The sequence below is a fragment of the Brucella sp. H1_1004 genome, from assembly GCF_047308065.1.
Lineage (GTDB): Bacteria > Pseudomonadota > Alphaproteobacteria > Rhizobiales > Rhizobiaceae > Brucella > Brucella pseudogrignonensis_B.
Genome location: NZ_JAYKZA010000002.1, coordinates 600848 through 617154, shown reverse-complemented (window position 1 = coordinate 617154; position 16307 = coordinate 600848). Strand labels below are relative to the sequence as shown.

The following is a 16307-nucleotide window of genomic DNA, read 5'->3' as shown; positions in this document are numbered from 1 at the left end:
GTCATCCGGAATGAAAAACAGAACTGTTTCTGCACAACAGCACACAGTTTGTTATTTTCAAACAATAAGTTTGATCTATCTTGTCTTGCAATGAGCGCAAATACTGATCACTTGCTATTTCAAATCATTGAATCGAACGGGAAAAATATGACCGTCAAGACAGTTGCCACTACGCCCTTTCAGGATCAGCAGCCCGGTACATCGGGTCTGCGCAAGAAAGTGCCGGTTTTCCAGCAGCCCCATTATGCCGAAAACTTCATCCAGTCGGTTTTCGATGTGCTGGATGGTTTTGCGGGCAAGACCCTTGTGGTGGGCGGCGACGGACGCTTCTATAATCGCGAAGTGATCCAAAAAGTCATCAAGATCGCAGCCGCCAATGGCTTTGGTCGCATCATGGTTGGTCAGGGGGGCATTTTGTCTACGCCTGCCGCTTCCAACATGATCCGCAAATACAAGGCTTTTGGCGGTCTTATTCTATCAGCCAGCCACAATCCCGGTGGCCCGACCGAAGACTTCGGCATTAAATACAATATCGGCAATGGCGGTCCTGCACCTGAAAAGATCACCGAAGCGATCTTTGCGCGCTCCAAGGTTATCGATCATTACAAGATCATTGAGGCCGCGGATGTGGACCTCAACACGCTCGGAACCGCCAAGATTGGCGACACCGAAATCGTGATCTTTGATCCGGTTGCGGATTATGCCGAACTCATGGAAAGCCTGTTCGATTTTGACGCGATCCGCGCCATGATCAAAGGTGGCTTTGCGCTCAAATTCGATGCCATGCATGCTGTTACCGGCCCCTACGCCAAGGAAATTTTTGAGCATCGTCTTGGTGCGCCCGAAGGCAGCGTGATGAACTTTGTGCCGCTACCAGATTTTGGCGGGCATCATCCCGACCCAAATCTCGTTTATGCCAAAGAGCTCTACGATCTGCTGATGTCGGATCATGCGCCGGATTTTGGTGCGGCGTCAGACGGTGATGGCGACCGCAATCTCATCATCGGACGCGGCATTTTCGTAACTCCATCCGACTCACTGGCAATGCTTGCGGCCAACGCACATCTTGCACCCGGCTATAAGGATGGCATCAAAGGTATCGCCCGCTCCATGCCAACCAGTGCCGCGGCCGACCGCGTTGCAGAGAAGCTCGGCATCGGCATTTACGAGACGCCCACTGGCTGGAAGTTCTTCGGCAATCTGCTTGATCATGGCAAGGTTACGATCTGCGGTGAAGAAAGTTCCGGCACCGGCTCGGACCATGTGCGCGAAAAAGACGGGTTGTGGGCTGTCCTGCTCTGGCTCAACATTCTCGCCGTGCGTAAGGAAAGCGTGAAGTCAATTGTTGAGGAACATTGGGCACGCTTTGGCCGCAACTATTATACCCGCCACGATTATGAAGCGGTTGATTCCGATATTGCAAAGAAACTGGTTGCTGATCTGCGCGGCAAGCTTGCAAGCCTACCGGGGACAAGCGTGAACGGTCTGAGGATCGAAAAAGCGGATGATTTTGCCTATCACGATCCAATTGATCATTCGGTCAGCGAACATCAAGGGATCCGCATCTATTTTGAAGGCGGTGCACGTGTTGTTCTGCGTTTATCGGGGACAGGTACGTCAGGCGCGACTATCCGTATTTATATCGAGCGCTATGAAGCCGATACAGCCAAGCACAATCTCGACACGCAGGAAACGCTGGCAACGCTGATTGATGCTGCTGAGCAAATTGCTGAGGTCAAAAAGCGCAGCGGACGAACAGAGCCAAGCGTCATCACATAATGAAAAGGGCCCTCACGGGCCCTTTTTTCTTTCTGAACTACTCGAAGACGATTGCCGGAGCAGGCTTTCCAGCGCCAGCACCTGACTTCATGTTTTCCCAGACCTTACGCGCGATATCGCGATAGATTTTCGCATGTTCGCTATCCGGTTCGACTGCGGTGATTGGCGTGCCGTTGTCTGAATGCGCACGCACATCCATATGCAGCGGTACTTCGCCTAAGAACGGCACATTCAGACGTTCTGCTTCTGCACGTGCACCGCCATGGCCGAAGATGTCATAACGCTTGCCGGTATCAGGCGCGATGAAATAGCTCATATTCTCAACGATGCCCAGAAGTGGTACATCGACCTTTCGGAACATCGCCAGTCCCTTGCGCGCATCAATCAGTGCCAGATCCTGCGGCGTGGAAACAACGACTGCCCCCGCCAAGGGCACCTGCTGCGCCATGGTAAGCTGAGCGTCACCTGTCCCCGGAGGCATATCGACGACCAGAACGTCGAGATTGCCCCATGCCACTTCGCGCAGCATCTGTGTGAGCGCCGACATGACCATCGGCCCGCGCCAGATCATCGGCGTGTCTTCATCCACCATGAACCCCATCGACATCACCTTGACGCTGTAGTTTTCCATCGGCTTGAGTGTCCGGCCTTCAACCGTTTCCGGGCGACCAGAAAGGCCAAGCAGACGTGGCATCGACGGGCCGTAAATATCAGCATCGAGAATGCCGACCTTCAGGCCATTGGCCGCCATACCGAGCGCCAGATTAACCGCCGTCGTAGATTTACCGACGCCACCCTTGCCCGACGCAACTGCAATAATTGCGCCAACGCCGGGAATACCGGGCTTGGCTGCCGGACGCGGCTGGGGAGATGCCGGTGTGGGACGCGGCTGTGGTTTTGGCGGTGGTGGCGCATCGTCACTTGTGCGACCACCTTTCTTTTCCGCCGTCAGCGTGACCAGCGCACCCGATACACCGGGAATTTCCTTAACCGCTTTTTCCGCAGCCAGCCGCATCGGTTCAAGCCCGTTTGCGCGATCCGCAGGAACCGTGATGGAAAAGAAAACCTTGCCGTCGGCAATGAAAATATCCGACACCAGACCGAGCGACACGACATCGCTTTCGAAATCTGGTCCTGTCACAGCTTTGAGCCGCTCCAATACCTGTTCACGCGTTACGCCTGACATTATTCCAACCTCGTCTGCGGCAAGCCCTCGTCTGCAACACGCATTGCGCTTGCCCGCTTTGCATGTCTTGAGATAAGCCAGTTTTAGCCAAAAGGCCAATAGAACCAAGCAAAGAGTTTTATAAAGACAGGTGACATTATGGCCAAAGCCATCCACACGATGATACGCGTTCTTGATGAGGAGCGTTCCGTTTCCTTCTACGATCAGGCTTTTGGGCTGAAGATCGCCGAGCGCATCGATTTTGAGAGCTTCACGCTTGTTTATCTGCGCAATGACGATGCGGACTTCGAAGTTGAATTGACCATCAACAAAGGTCGCACCGAGCCTTACAATCTTGGCGATGGCTATGGCCACCTCGCCGTTGTCGTCGATGATCTAGCCGAGGAGCATGCCCGCTTCACTGAACTGGGTTTCAAAGTCGGCAAGCTGGTGGACTTCAAAAATGGTGACGTGCTGGTCGCGCGTTTCTTCTTTGTCGAAGACCCGGATGGTTACAAGATCGAGGTCATTCAGCGCGGCGGACGCTATCAATAAACAATTGGGCGACCAGCTTATCAGATTTCTGCTCGCTTTCTCATAAACCAGCTTCTATTTGACGCTTGGCAAAGACGGTTGCCTTGGAATAGATAAGGTTAATCCTGAAGGAGCATCGGATTGAACAGGCGCGCAGTCCAGTTACGGGCGACATTGGCAATACGCATTTTGAGCGTATTGGCATTGATGCTCGTCGCATTCGGACACAAGCCAGTCGCGTTCGCTTCTCCAGAACAATTGCTGCTCGCAGAATATGTGTTGCCGGATGGCAGCTATCCGGTGCTCTGCATAACGGATCACGCCATTGATGCTGATGGCCATGATCGCAATCAGCATATGCATAACAGCACGGCTTGCGATGCCTGCCGCATTTCATCAGCGTTTCTGTGTCCTGCGCCTGCTCCATCGACAGGAGCCACAATCAATATTGCAACGGCTGATATTATCACGCCGTCACAACCAATTCTGAGGCAGCAGACTTACCCACCTCAAGCGCCGCCGCAAGCGCCGCCTTTCGCCTGAAAACAATCTTTTCCTGCACGCGCTTAGAAAAGCTGCGTCCCGACACATGATTATTCAGGTTTATTACAATGAAAAATGCTCGTCTTTTGACATCCGCCATTTCGCTCTTTGCCCTTTGCGCTTCTGCAGGCATGGCCAGTGCCCATTCATCGCTTGATCAGAGCGAAGCCACGGCAGGAAGCCGCTATAAGGCAGTCGTTCGCATTCCCCACGGTTGCGACGGCAAAGCGACAACCTCGGTCAAAATCGAACTGCCAGAAGGTTTTGTTTCCGCCCAGCCACAGGCAAAAGCTGGTTGGAAAATTGAAACTGCCAAGGGTGATTACGCAAAGAGCTACAAAGTCCACGGTAAGGATGTGACCTCTGGCGTTAAGCAAGTCACCTTCAGCGAAGGCGAACTGCCGAGCGATTTCTACGATGAATTCGTGGTTGTCGGCCAGCTTGCCAAATTCGACAAGGACACAACGCTATCCTTCCCGGTCACACAATATTGTGGCACGGACGCTTCCGTTGCATGGACTGAAATTGCAGCAGATGGTCAGAACCCGCACGATCTGAAAAACCCTGCCCCGCAGCTTCGCGTTCTCGTTGCTGCCGAATCTGATGACCATGCCGGACATGGCTCGCATGGCGATCATGCCAATCATATGATGGCGCCAACCAAAGCGGGCGATCTGAGCATCAGCGGCCCTTCCATCCGTGCGATGGTTCCGGGTGCCAAGGTTGCTGGCGGTTTCCTCACGATCAAGAATGACGGCAAAAACGCCGACAAGCTGATTGGCGTTACGACAACCGGCGTTAAGCGCGTTGAAATCCATGAAATGACCATGGAAAATCAGGTCATGAAGATGCGCAAGCTTGAAAATGGTCTGGATATTCCGGCCGGTGAAACGGTCGAGCTAAAATCCGGTGGCTACCACCTGATGTTCATTCAGCCAGACCATCCTTACAAGGAAGGCGACAAGGTTTCGGCGACGCTGGAATTTGAAAAGGCTGGGAAAGTTGATCTGGAATTCCCTGTGACCCCGCAAAGCGGCAAGTCGGAAGACCACTCGAAACATTAATCGATCGCTTAGGGCGATAACGCGCCTCTCTCCGTGCATTATGCGCCCGTTTGCCGCAACCGCTACCCCGTTGTAGCGGTTGCGTTCTTCGTTTATAGCTATAAACATGACTTTAATAGTCTAGAATAATTCTATACTGTTGAAATAATTCACTTTTATAAAAGCTGAGTAATTGACTCCAGATCAATTTGCAGCTTTTATGCGCCAGAGTTATTTTATGCAGCCTTTGATGTTTGGGCCTTGAACCCGTTCGATTGGAGGACCAGATGATCGGTCTCAGTGAGTGCCGGTCCGCAAGTGTGGATGGATTGCCGTGGCAGTTGCATCTTTTGCCGACCGGATATTGCAATGCGCGCGGGGAAACAGAACGCCTCGCGAAACAGAAGCAGAAAGACTGCGCACGTGCGCGCACCTCTGAATGGAGGCGCACATGAATATGCGTATTTCTGAGCTGAATGGCGCCAACAGTGTCGGCTATTATGACCGCCTTCCTGAAAAGCTGGTGCTTGAAGGCTATCGCCGCTGGACCGCCGGTTTTGAAACCGGATCGATCATTCCCTGGGAAATGACCTGGGGCCTCTATTCGGAATTGCTTGGCGCATCAGAAGCAAAGCGGGCCGTGGGCGAACTCTCCCAGTTCATCCGTGTGCTGCACCATTGTGCAAGCTGCCAGTTGCGCGCCTTTCCATTCGATTCGCACCATGTCTGCCGCGAAGAGTGTCTAACGCTCGGATTGATCTCAGGCATCCAGAATCAGGATGGTTTGCTGCTCGATACCTGTCTTGAAGCAATTGCCTGTAAACGCCGCAGCCTTGATGTAGCCGATGCGGCCCGCAGTTTCGCCGACACTTTGGCGGATTTCGGACAGACTTTGCTGCCAATACCCATCCATGCAATCGACAGTGCTTTGAACATTTCCCGTCGCGCGACTTTTCACTGAGCCGAAAACGCAGCACGGAAATTAACTTGGATTGAGGCCGCGAAAAGCGGCACGAGGAGAACGAAAATGCAGGCCAGAACAGAACGACGCCTCGGCTTTGTAGCAGCCATTGCACTCACAGCTTCAGCCTTCGCCATGCCCGCCATATCCACACAAATGGCACAGGACACCACTGCGCCTGCTTCAATGCACGCATCGGTCGACAGTGTGAAACTGGAGCTATCGCGCCTTGTTGCTTTTGCTGACACAGCGACAAAGCCAGCTCATTACGAATAAGAATACACAGAACCGGCCGGGCGGAGCGCCTCCAGTCAGTCCGGTAAAAATAAGAGCGCGTGCATTGCGAAATGCACGCGCTCTTTTTGTTTGGGGCGATGGGCGAACCGATCATCCAACGATGATCGGCGCCTGTCCCTGAACACGATTGTAAAGATCAATGATGTCCTGATTCATCAGGCGAATACAGCCCGACGACATCGACTGACCAATCGACCACCATTCGGGCGAGCCGTGAATACGATAGCCGGTGTCGCGACCATTCTGGAAGATATAAAGCGCTCGTGCACCCAGCGGGTTCTGTGGTCCCGGTTCCTGACCGTTGCGGTATTTTTCAAGATCAGGTCGGCGCTGAATCATTTCCGGCGGAGGCGTCCAGCGTGGCCATTGCTTCTTGTACTGGACATTGGCACGCCCAGACCATTCAAAACCTGCCTTGCCGATACCGACGCCATAGCGCAAGGCTTCGCCGCCAGGCAGAACATAATAAAGGAAGTGATCCTTGGTACTGACAACAATGGTTCCCGGTGCCTGCCCTGTCGGATCAGGGACAATCTGACGGCGGAACTCTTTCGGTACTTTCTGGTATGGAATAGCGGGAAGCGAATATTGGCCCTCCTGCACCGCCGCATACATCACATCCGGCGTCGTGATATTCTTATCGACGCTGATTTGCGGACGCATTGGCGTGATGCCACCCGTCGACATCGGATCAATGTTCATCTGAAATGCCGACATGTCCATGGTCTGCGAACAGCCTGCAACGCCGCCCAGCATAGCGGCCCCTGTGCCAAGCAGAAAATGGCGGCGGCTTAATTTCTCAGTCAACTTGGACATACAAATCGCCTAACTCAAAACAACTGGCAAAATGCCTTCTGATCATTTTGACAATTTGCGTCCTTATGGTTGAGGAAGCGTTAAACAACTCGCGCAAACGTTAAGAAAAATGGTTACCGTGCTATAGTTAAAACAAAGGCCGGGATCACTCCCGGCCTTTCAAACTGCAAACGCATGATGGATTAATAGTCCTTTTCATAGAAGATACCAGCACTGGAATCCCCATCGGAACCAACCGCACCCTTGATCTTCAGGTTACGCGAAATATCAAGATTGACGGTCCCCTTGGTCGCTCCGGCAGAACCCGCTTCCACACCCAGATAAATATTATCGCGAATATAGCGCCCTGCACGCACGGCGGTCTGCCCCTTGCTGTCCGTCACGACATCAATGTCATCCAGCCCCGTGCCTTGCCGGAGCTTGCTGATCAGAGAGTTATTTGAACCACCAGCCAGTTCTGCGGCAGCAGCTGCAAGCTGCGCGATCTGGAAAGCCGACAACTCGCCAATGGATCGCTTGAAGATCAGCTGCGCCAGCACTTCATCCTGTGGAAGTTCCGGCGAAGACGAGAAGACGATGTTGAGATTATCAACCGTACCTGTGACCGTTACAATTGCAGTGATGTTATCGCCTTCACTGCGCGCAACAAAATTGATCTGCGGATTAAGATCGCCGACAAGCGTGACAGTACCTTCATCAAACGTAATGCGCTGACCAAGAATACTAATACGGCCGCGTATCAGATCAAAAGAACCCACCGGCTGGATATTGGTGATCGGACCAGTCAGACGCACACGCCCACCCAGTTCTGTATCAAGACCGCGGCCCCGCACGAAAATCTTATTTGGCGCATTCACCAGAACATCGAGACGCGGAACACTTGGACGAGAGGTTGGTACAGGCACTCTGCTTTTGCGCGTTTCGACCTTGGCGCGATCAAGCGTGATCTGTACGTTCTTTGGCGTATTGATATGCTGCACAGGAACGTAAGTCGCTCCTCCGCCCAGATTTTCTGGCACCGTGATTTCAGCGCGCTCAACATCAATGCGACCAGCGATCAACGGATCACGCATCAGCGGGCCGGTGATGGAAATGCCGCCATTAACGGTCGCTGCTACCAGTTTGCCATCGGCATAACGCGCATTGTCAAACTTGATATCGATATTCGCGGGGAAGCTGGCAGCCGCATTGGTTGAGATTGTGCCAGTTGCGGAAACCGACCCACCGCCGCCCAAGGCTGCATTGACCTGACGAAGCGTGATGGTTTCACCCTCCATCGCGCCCATGACATTGATATTGTTCAGGCGAAGGTTTGTTTCAGGATCAATGAACTGTGCACCCGATGTCGAGAACATGCCGCGCAGCTGCGGCTTGTCGAAACCACCTGAAACGCTTGCGGTCAGCGACAGCGTCCCGCTTGCTTGTGAACCACGATCAGCGAGGAAACGATTGGCGAGAGCCAGCGGAACGCTGCCTGAAACATTGACACCCAGGCCCTGCCCCGAAAGCGGCACCTTGCCATTCGCAGTGACGTTGAGACCCTGCGGACCTTCAAGCGTCAGCGACGAAATATCGACCGTCTTTGCTGCGTAATTGCCAGCTGTCTGCACATTTATTGGCGCAAGGCCATTATCACGCAGAGGCTTAGCCGCAAGACCCGCTCCGCGCAGATTGAACTGCGCCGCCGGATTGGTCAACGGGCCAGTCACGCGCGCAGTGCCTGTCACGTTACCCGCCAGATCCTGACCTTTTACTGCGCCGTTCAATGCCGTTAGCGGCAGGTTGGCGAGATTAACATCAACGGCCAGATCGCCCTTGCCAAGCGGAACGGCGCCCTTGGCGCTCACATCAATACCGCCGCCGCCCGTTATACGCGCATCGACGTTGAGACGATTGTTATCCGAGGTGCCTTTGGCATCCGCATCAAGCGGCGCAATGCCCTGATTTTTCAGTTCAGCAGCAGTCACACCACGCGCAGTGATGTCAAATGCTGCATTCGGATTATCTTTGGTGCCTGTAACGCGCGCCGTTCCGTTGAGCGTGCCACCAAGGCCAAGCTCGGGCTTGAATGTATTGGCAAGCGCCAGCGGCAAATTGGAGAGTGCAACCGAAAGATCAAGTTGGTCACCAACCGCACCATTGACCTTGACCTGGCCGTCGCCCGTATTGACGATAATATCGCCAAAGGAAATGTTGCTTCCCTTCATGGCAATGGTAGCAGGTGCAGCAAGCGTTGCCGCAAGAGAGCCTTGCTTCACATCGGCAGATGTAAGCGCCAGCTCAAATCCACCATCTTTCGGCTCAAGCGAACCAGAAGCATTGGCAAGCGTGCCAATCTTGAGCTTGGTGCTGGCCGTAAAATCAGTCTTTGTGCCGGTTGCATTGGCTTTGGCGTCAAAATTATCGATGCCGAACGTACCAACCAGAATGTCGCGCGCACTCGCCGTACCATCTACAACCGGCACGCCGAATAGATCCTGCGCAGTGAGTGTTATATCAGCCGATGTAATATGATTGCCGTTGATTTTAAGGTCATTGGCCTTGGCATTGATGCTCGCGTTCTGGCGTTCGCCAGTGACATCAAGTGCAATATCGGCATTGGCAGAACCAGTCGCATCGGCCAGAAAGAGTGCTGCGGCTGTGGAAATATCCGGCGCATCGACTTTCAACTGGCCAGCCAGCAGACCTTTTGCACTCTGTGTAATATTGCCAGAAAGATGCGCACCACCTGCGTTAAACACCAAATCGGTCAAACGCTTCTCGTCGTTCACAATATCAATCAGCGTAGCAAGATCGATCTTCTGGCCATTGAGGAATGCGTTCCCGGCAAGCTTGCCCGACAGCGAGGCGCCCGTTGTGGCATTCCCATCAAGCAGCGCATTGAAATCAAGTGCGCCTTCGGTGAGCTTGCGATCCGCCAGCGTTCCCTGTGGCGCATCCGCACGCAATGCCAGAGCAATCAGTTTGTCGTCGCCGCGCGCACTCCCCTTGATCGTCATGCGGCCCGAAGCTTTGTCAGACAACAGCTTGAGATCAGAGAGCATGACGCCGAAATCAAAATCGGCTTTGTCGGACGCAAAAGAGCCATTTGCGGTAATTTCGCTCAACTCATTGCCAATGCGGAAATTACGCGCTGAGAAACCCTGTGTACTCCGGGCGATCCCGCCGCTCAGTTTCACATCGCCATTGAGAATGTTATCGACCGCTTCCGTGCCCGTGCGCATGTTCTGCGCATTGCCATCAAGATTAAGATCGAAGGCACCGCTGATCGGTCTGACCGTGCCCGATGCTTTCACATCAATGCTACCAGCAAGATCGCGGTCGGCGAGCGCTGCATAAGGCGCAAGGGTTGCGACCTTGGCTGCGATATCGCCATTGAACGCGAAGTCATCAATCTTGCCGTTAAGTTCCAGGCTGAGGCCATTGCCTTCGATTGCAGCTTTTGCCAGATCGACAGCAGTTCCAGCGCGCCAGCCACCTGCAATCGCGAGATCAATTTTATCGCCCAGTGCCTCGGCAACTTTTGCATCGGTTGCATCAATTCCGCTGACACCGCCCTTCACATCGAAGGTCACACGGCGGTTGGCCGCGTCGTTCAGATTTTCAGCAATACCACCCATATCAAGCGCAATGCTGGCAGCGGAAACTGTCGCATTCTTGAAACCAGAAACAGCGAGCTTGCCGGTCCAGTCATTGGTGGGTCGGTCGCCGTAAGCGATTTGCAATATGGCATTATTGATGGTTGTTTCACCACCCTTGACCGGCAAAAGCACCTCACTCTTGCTGTCATCGCGAATATTCGCATCAACGCGCAGCTTGTTCAGAAAGCCATCCGTTCCGGCCTCAGCCGAGGCTTTGACGTTCAGTGCAGCACTGTTGAGCGACAGATCATCGAGACGGAAACCACCGCCATCTTTCAGCAGACCATTAGCGGAAAGCGCTGTTTCAGCACCAAAGAAATCGCGAAACGCTGGCGGCACCAGAACGGCGATAGGACCATTGATCTGCGTCGCAAACACCCTGCCATCAGCCTGACGCACCAGTGTAAAACCACCCGTCAACGTGCGACTGCCATTGGTATCAAGCGCCAAATCGATCTTAAGATCATCCAGTGTGCCCTTGCCAGTCAGCGTCAGATAAACCGGCGGACGACCATCAATATTAAGCACATTGGCAACAATACCGTTGGCAGGCTCAGTGACTTTCAGATCGAGATCAAGCTTCTGATCAGCATTGGCATAGGCGGCGCGCAGCGCAAAATTACCGCCCGGACCATCAAGACGTTTAATGTCAAAGGCAGAAGTCAGCGACCCATCGGCAAGCGACAGATTGCCATTCAGCGATACTTCCGATTGCAGTCCAAAAATATCCGGACCGAATTTGAGACGCGCCACATCAAGGCTATCGATATTGATCGACAGCGGCAGTTCCGGCAGGCTGAAACTCGACGATTCTGGCGACGGCAAACTGTTATCCGGTAATGGCTTGCGGATCAGATCAATACGTTCGGCAACCAGCGACTGAATGCTCAGGCGACCTGTAAACAGCGCCGTGCGGCTCCAGTTAAGTTTCGCATTTTCAATGCGCAGCCACACGCCTTCACGGTCAGCAATGGTAATCTGGGCAACACTTGCCTCAGACGACAAAAGTCCGCTTAAGCCTGAAAACTGGATACGGCGGTTTGGCGCGGAAAGTTTACTTTCCACGAAGGAAATAAAATACGACTTTTCCTCTTCCTGCTGCTGCTCTTGGGCGACGGCAGGTATTGCGAAAAGGATGAAGGCGAGAAGTGCGAGAAATTTGGTCAAAACGCCTGTCCTATGCCCACGTAGAATGCATAGCTCGGATCGCCCGAGCGGGGGTTAAGCGGAAGAGCGACATCGAGACGGATCGGCCCAAGCCCCGTCAGATAGCGCAGACCAAGACCCGCGCCGACACGCATCTCTTCCGAAAAGTCAGGATAGGATTGTTCACCAACGTAGCCTGCGTCGACGAAGCCAACGACACCAATGGAATCGGTGACGCGTGTGCGGACTTCACCCGAGGTTTCAACCAGTGATCGCCCCGCGATTGTTTCGCCGGTCGGTGTTTTGACACCAATGCTGCGATAGGAATAGCCACGGATAGAGCCGCCGCCGCCCGCAAGGAAAAGTTGGTTTGGCGGAAGATCGGCAATATCCGCACCCACGACAGAACCGAGTTTCACGCGACCGGCGAGAACAACGCGATCCGTCGCGCCAAAGCCGTAGTAAGCACGGCCTTCTGCAGTGAAACGCGTCGCGAAGTTGCCCCGCTGGAATTCATAGAAGGGTTGAATATTGCCTTCTGCATAAAGTCCGGACGTTGGATCGGGCTTGTTGTTACGGCCATCGTAAAGAAGGTTGCCTTCAAGTCCACCAGTCGTGAACTCGCGCTTTCCGAAATAATCGTCATCGAAGCGGCCATGGCTGGCTTTTGCATAAAGCGCACCGGACAGTTCGTCGCTGAATATCTGCGTAAAGCCGGTTTTCGCATTCACCGACGTTTCCGTATAGGCGTCAAGCACTTCACGCTTCGCATCAAGTGCTGCCACAAAGTCCGTATCCGGGGTATAAATGCCAGGCTTCGCGAAGCTTGTACCGAGGGTGTAAGTGTAATTGGCCGGATCGAACGAGTTATCCTGCGAGCCACCAACGCCACTGACCTTGGCATCGAAGCGCAGTCGCTCGCCGCGGCCAAACAGGTTGCGATGCATCCAGTAACCGGTCACACCGAAACCATCGAGCGTCGAATATTCGGCACCAAAACCGAACCGACGGGGTGCGCGCTCCTGCACATTAAGGGTCATCGGCAGACTGCCATCCGGCTCAATCTGGTCCGCTTCCTCAAAACTCATCGCACGGAAAACCTCCATGCGGCCAAGACGCTTCTTGGCGTCCTCGATATCTTTAGGGCTGTATTGCTTGCCTTGTTTAAGGCCAGTCATCCAGGCCACAAATTGCGGGTCCATACGTGCAGTGCCAACGACACTGACCGGACCATAAAATGCCTTGCGACCCGGATCGAGCGAAACGTCCGCGGCAACCGTATCGCCATCATGATTAGCAACAATGTCTTCGCCAGTGATTTTCGCTTTTGCATAGCCTTGCTGTCGCCAAGCCTCAACCGCCAGTCGCTCAGCCTTGAGGATTGTGGTCGATCGGGCAACCTCACCCGGCGCAAAGCCAGCTTCTTCCGGCGTTTGAATTTTGTTGCGTTTATCCGCATATGGCGGCGCGATATTTGAAATCGCCGTGCGGGAGAACAGGAACTGCGGGCCCGGATCAACTGAAATATCAATCTTGGCATTGTTCGGAATGTCAGTGTCGGCGGGAATATCCGCTGCTTCACGTCCATTGACCTTGATGGAAATCGTTCCGCCGTAGCGACCATCGCCATAAAGCGCTGCGAGAATGCGGCGATAATCACCGCGCGCTTTTGCTAAAAGCCCCGCCGAACCAGATGCAGGCGTTCCTTCATCGGAGACGAGCCCGGACGCACCATCAATTACAGATTTCAGATCAGCATCGCTACCGTCAGCATTTTTGCGTGTGCCTGAAGTCGTGACTTCGACCGTGTAGCTTTTGGGATCAATAATGTCGGGATCGGTTTCTTTCTTCTGACCCCAAAGGTGAATTCCAAAAATCTCAAACGCCAAAGCAGGCGAAACCGTCATGGAAGCAAATTGCACCGCCAAAGCGAGTACAATCAAACTTCTTCCCTGTATCGTCCTGTTACGCCTAGTCATACACAATACTGTCCGGTTGCAATTTCACGACCGCTTGGGCAGCGCCTCGTCCTCCCCCAAATCCCAGGACGATTCAGGGATTAACATAGTGCGGCAGGAAGACCAAGCTTCAACCCGATGCGTTTTGACATTTCAGACCCAGATGCAGTGCTTTGCGCGTCATGACCAGCCTTAACAAAAAGCCCTCACAGCCAACCCAAAGAGCGATCCAAGCCCTAAAGTCAAATATGCCCTATTTTGAATAGATTGAGTCAATGGAGCGTTAATAAGTGGACAAGATTAATATAAAAAAATCGCAATATAATTGCGGCCCGCCAGAGGGAGGGACTCTGGCAGGCCGCGGATCAGGTCATGTTTAGGCGGGGAGGATATGACCTGAAAACAAACAATGTTAACTAAAGGCGTAAGACTAAGAGGCTTCTCTGCTTACGCTTTGGTTTTAACGCCCTGAATTAGGCGGACGCGTATTCGGCAAATGTCCACCCCCAAATTGATCCGGCCGCTTTAGATCCGAAGACCTCATAGGACTCACACCTTGTCCAATTGGGGGAGCAATCGGTGGAACCGGCGACGAACCGGGATCACGATAAGGATCATAGCCCGGTACAGGATCTGGCTGGTAAGGGTCGTATCCCGGACGCACAGGAGGACGCCGATGAGGGTGCCAACGCGGCACCCAACGAGGATACCAACCCGGTCCCCACTCGTCTTCGAAGCCACCATCAATAATAACGGTGGTGCTTCGCGATCCTGGATAATTCGGGCCAGGCACATAACGAGCGAAGCTTAGAAAGCGCGCTGATACCCACCCGCGAATCCCACTCGATCGGATTTGACACCAGGAGCCGCGGCAAGGGCCAGCATCAACGCCGATACCAGCGGGTAGCAAAGCAAGCCGACCATAATTACTTCCTGGTCCAGCCCTTACATTGACGTTTGCAGTAACGATTGCAGGCGCAGCCAACGCAACAACAGGAGCAGCCAATACGGAAGTAAAAATTACTGCTGCAACAATTTTATTATGAGGCAGAGAATCCAAAAAATACATTTACATTTCTCCAAAAATGCCATCAAAAAGCTATTAAATAAATCAACAAGAACAACATTAATACAGATAAGAAATAAAATCAAATATTGCCAAAATCATGGCAGATTATTTTCTTACATTATAGAAAAAAGTCACAGTTAAAATTTCATTTCGAAGTATAAATCATTTTAATCGAAATTTACTCAAATAGAATCTCAATTACTTTCCTCTAATACATCAAACAAAAGCGCCCTGGAGGGAACCAGGGCGCTACGCGGCTTTTTAAGGGGGGAGAGGGAGGAAAAGCCGCGCAACCGGGCCGTCAGACCAGGTTTCAGGCGATCAGAAGGCCAGCCGGAACCAGCCTTCCGAAATTCAATTATGGCAGATTACGCGCATCATCCGGTGTCATATACATCGGCATCATGTTGGTATCGAGGTGATGCATGACCCAGATGGAGCCAGCAAGCACGATGGCCAAAATGATGACCGTGAAAATGAGTGCCAGAATGTTCCAGCCATTTTCCGACTTCGGATCAAGATGCAGGAAGTAAACCAGATGCACCACGATCTGAACGGCCGCCATACCGATAACAATCGCTGCGGTCGTCGCCGGTGTAAAGTAACCATTCATCGCCAGCATAAACGGAACGATGGTGAGAACGATCGCAAGAGCCAAACCAATCAGGTAGGACTTCAGGCTGCCATGTGCGGCTTGATCATGTGTTTCGTGTCCAGAGCTCATCACAATACACCCAGCAGATAGACAAGGGTAAAGACGCCAATCCAGATGATGTCCAGGAAGTGCCAGAAGAGGCTCAAGCACATCACGCGCGTCCGGTTCTTTTCAGTCAGGCCATCACGCAGAAGCTGGGCAGAAAGCACCAGAATCCAGATCAGACCCGAAGTAATATGCAGACCGTGGGTTCCGACCAACGCAAAGAAAGCTGAAAGGAATGCACTGCGGCTTGGGCCCGCACCTTCAACGATCAGGTGATGGAACTCATAGATTTCCATAACAAGAAACGCTGCACCGAGCACGAACGTCACGCCCAGCCAAAACAAAACGCCTGCGCGATTGTTGCGGTACATCGACAAGGTCGCCAGACCATAGGTCAGCGACGATGCCAGAAGGATCATCGTTTCTGTCAGCACGAACGACAGGTCGAACAGCTCGCGGCCGGTCGGGCCGCCCGCAAACTGATGCGCCAAAACGGCATAGGTTGCAAAAAGGCCCGAGAAGAGAACGCAGTCGCTCATCAGGTAGATCCAGAAGCCGACCAGTGTGGTCGACCCTGCATCATGATGATCTTCGTGAGCCGGATGCTCGTTGCCACCCTTGAACGGGCCAACTTTGTAGTAAGTAGCGCTCATGG

The 16307-nt window shown here is 53.1% G+C and carries 13 protein-coding genes; 6 read left to right on the top strand and 7 right to left on the bottom strand.

Features of this window, described 5'->3' with window-relative positions; translation table 11 throughout:
* Positions 1–147: 147 nt before the first annotated feature.
* Entirely contained in the window at positions 148–1779 is a 1632-nt protein-coding gene (locus U2P60_RS10180; RefSeq protein WP_413572461.1) for an alpha-D-glucose phosphate-specific phosphoglucomutase, read from the top strand.
* A gap of 37 nt (positions 1780–1816) precedes the next feature.
* Here U2P60_RS10180 and U2P60_RS10175 read toward each other — a convergent pair whose 3' ends face one another.
* Complete coding sequence (locus tag U2P60_RS10175; RefSeq protein WP_413572459.1) at positions 1817–2965, bottom strand: Mrp/NBP35 family ATP-binding protein; 1149 nt, start codon at positions 2963–2965, stop codon at positions 1817–1819.
* Between the two features lie 138 nt (positions 2966–3103).
* On the opposite strand from U2P60_RS10175, the gene U2P60_RS10170 reads away from it, so the two are divergent.
* The 5 genes from U2P60_RS10170 (at position 3104) to U2P60_RS10150 (ending at position 6301) form a co-directional block, all read left to right on the top strand.
* Positions 3104–3499, top strand: a complete 396-nt coding sequence (locus tag U2P60_RS10170; protein WP_413572457.1) for a VOC family protein — start codon at positions 3104–3106, stop codon at positions 3497–3499.
* A gap of 120 nt (positions 3500–3619) precedes the next feature.
* Positions 3620–4021 (top strand): hypothetical protein, encoded by a 402-nt coding sequence (locus U2P60_RS10165; RefSeq protein WP_413572456.1) that lies wholly within the window; start codon positions 3620–3622, stop codon positions 4019–4021.
* A gap of 68 nt (positions 4022–4089) precedes the next feature.
* Complete coding sequence (locus U2P60_RS10160) at positions 4090–5085, top strand: DUF1775 domain-containing protein (protein WP_413572455.1); 996 nt, start codon at positions 4090–4092, stop codon at positions 5083–5085.
* Between the two features lie 430 nt (positions 5086–5515).
* The gene (locus U2P60_RS10155; RefSeq protein WP_313827702.1) at positions 5516–6025 is read left to right on the top strand and encodes a hypothetical protein; all 510 of its coding nucleotides are present in this window, start codon (positions 5516–5518) and stop codon (positions 6023–6025) included.
* Between the two features lie 66 nt (positions 6026–6091).
* A complete protein-coding gene (locus tag U2P60_RS10150) occupies positions 6092–6301 on the top strand; it encodes a hypothetical protein (protein WP_413572454.1) in 210 nt (69 codons plus the stop codon).
* Between the two features lie 111 nt (positions 6302–6412).
* On the opposite strand, the gene U2P60_RS10145 is transcribed toward U2P60_RS10150, so the two are convergent.
* The 6 genes from U2P60_RS10145 to cyoC all read right to left on the bottom strand — a co-directional run bounded on the left by U2P60_RS10145 (position 6413) and on the right by cyoC (position 16305).
* Complete coding sequence (locus U2P60_RS10145; RefSeq protein ID WP_413572453.1) at positions 6413–7138, bottom strand: L,D-transpeptidase; 726 nt, start codon at positions 7136–7138, stop codon at positions 6413–6415.
* Between the two features lie 182 nt (positions 7139–7320).
* Positions 7321–11946, bottom strand: coding sequence for a translocation/assembly module TamB domain-containing protein (locus U2P60_RS10140; RefSeq protein WP_413572452.1), 4626 nt, complete (start codon positions 11944–11946; stop codon positions 7321–7323).
* On the bottom strand, positions 11943–13904 hold the full coding sequence (locus U2P60_RS10135) for an autotransporter assembly complex protein TamA (RefSeq protein ID WP_413572450.1): 1962 nt from the start codon (positions 13902–13904) through the stop codon (positions 11943–11945). The genes U2P60_RS10140 and U2P60_RS10135 overlap by 4 nt, the downstream gene beginning before the upstream one ends.
* A gap of 439 nt (positions 13905–14343) precedes the next feature.
* Entirely contained in the window at positions 14344–14952 is a 609-nt protein-coding gene (locus tag U2P60_RS10130; RefSeq protein ID WP_413572448.1) for an SH3 domain-containing protein, read from the bottom strand.
* Between the two features lie 358 nt (positions 14953–15310).
* Entirely contained in the window at positions 15311–15676 is a 366-nt protein-coding gene (cyoD, locus tag U2P60_RS10125; RefSeq protein WP_310012700.1) for a cytochrome o ubiquinol oxidase subunit IV, read from the bottom strand.
* On the bottom strand, positions 15676–16305 hold the full coding sequence (gene cyoC, locus U2P60_RS10120) for a cytochrome o ubiquinol oxidase subunit III (RefSeq protein WP_313827696.1): 630 nt from the start codon (positions 16303–16305) through the stop codon (positions 15676–15678). The genes cyoD and cyoC overlap by 1 nt, the downstream gene beginning before the upstream one ends.
* Between the last annotated feature and the right edge of the window lie 2 nt (positions 16306–16307).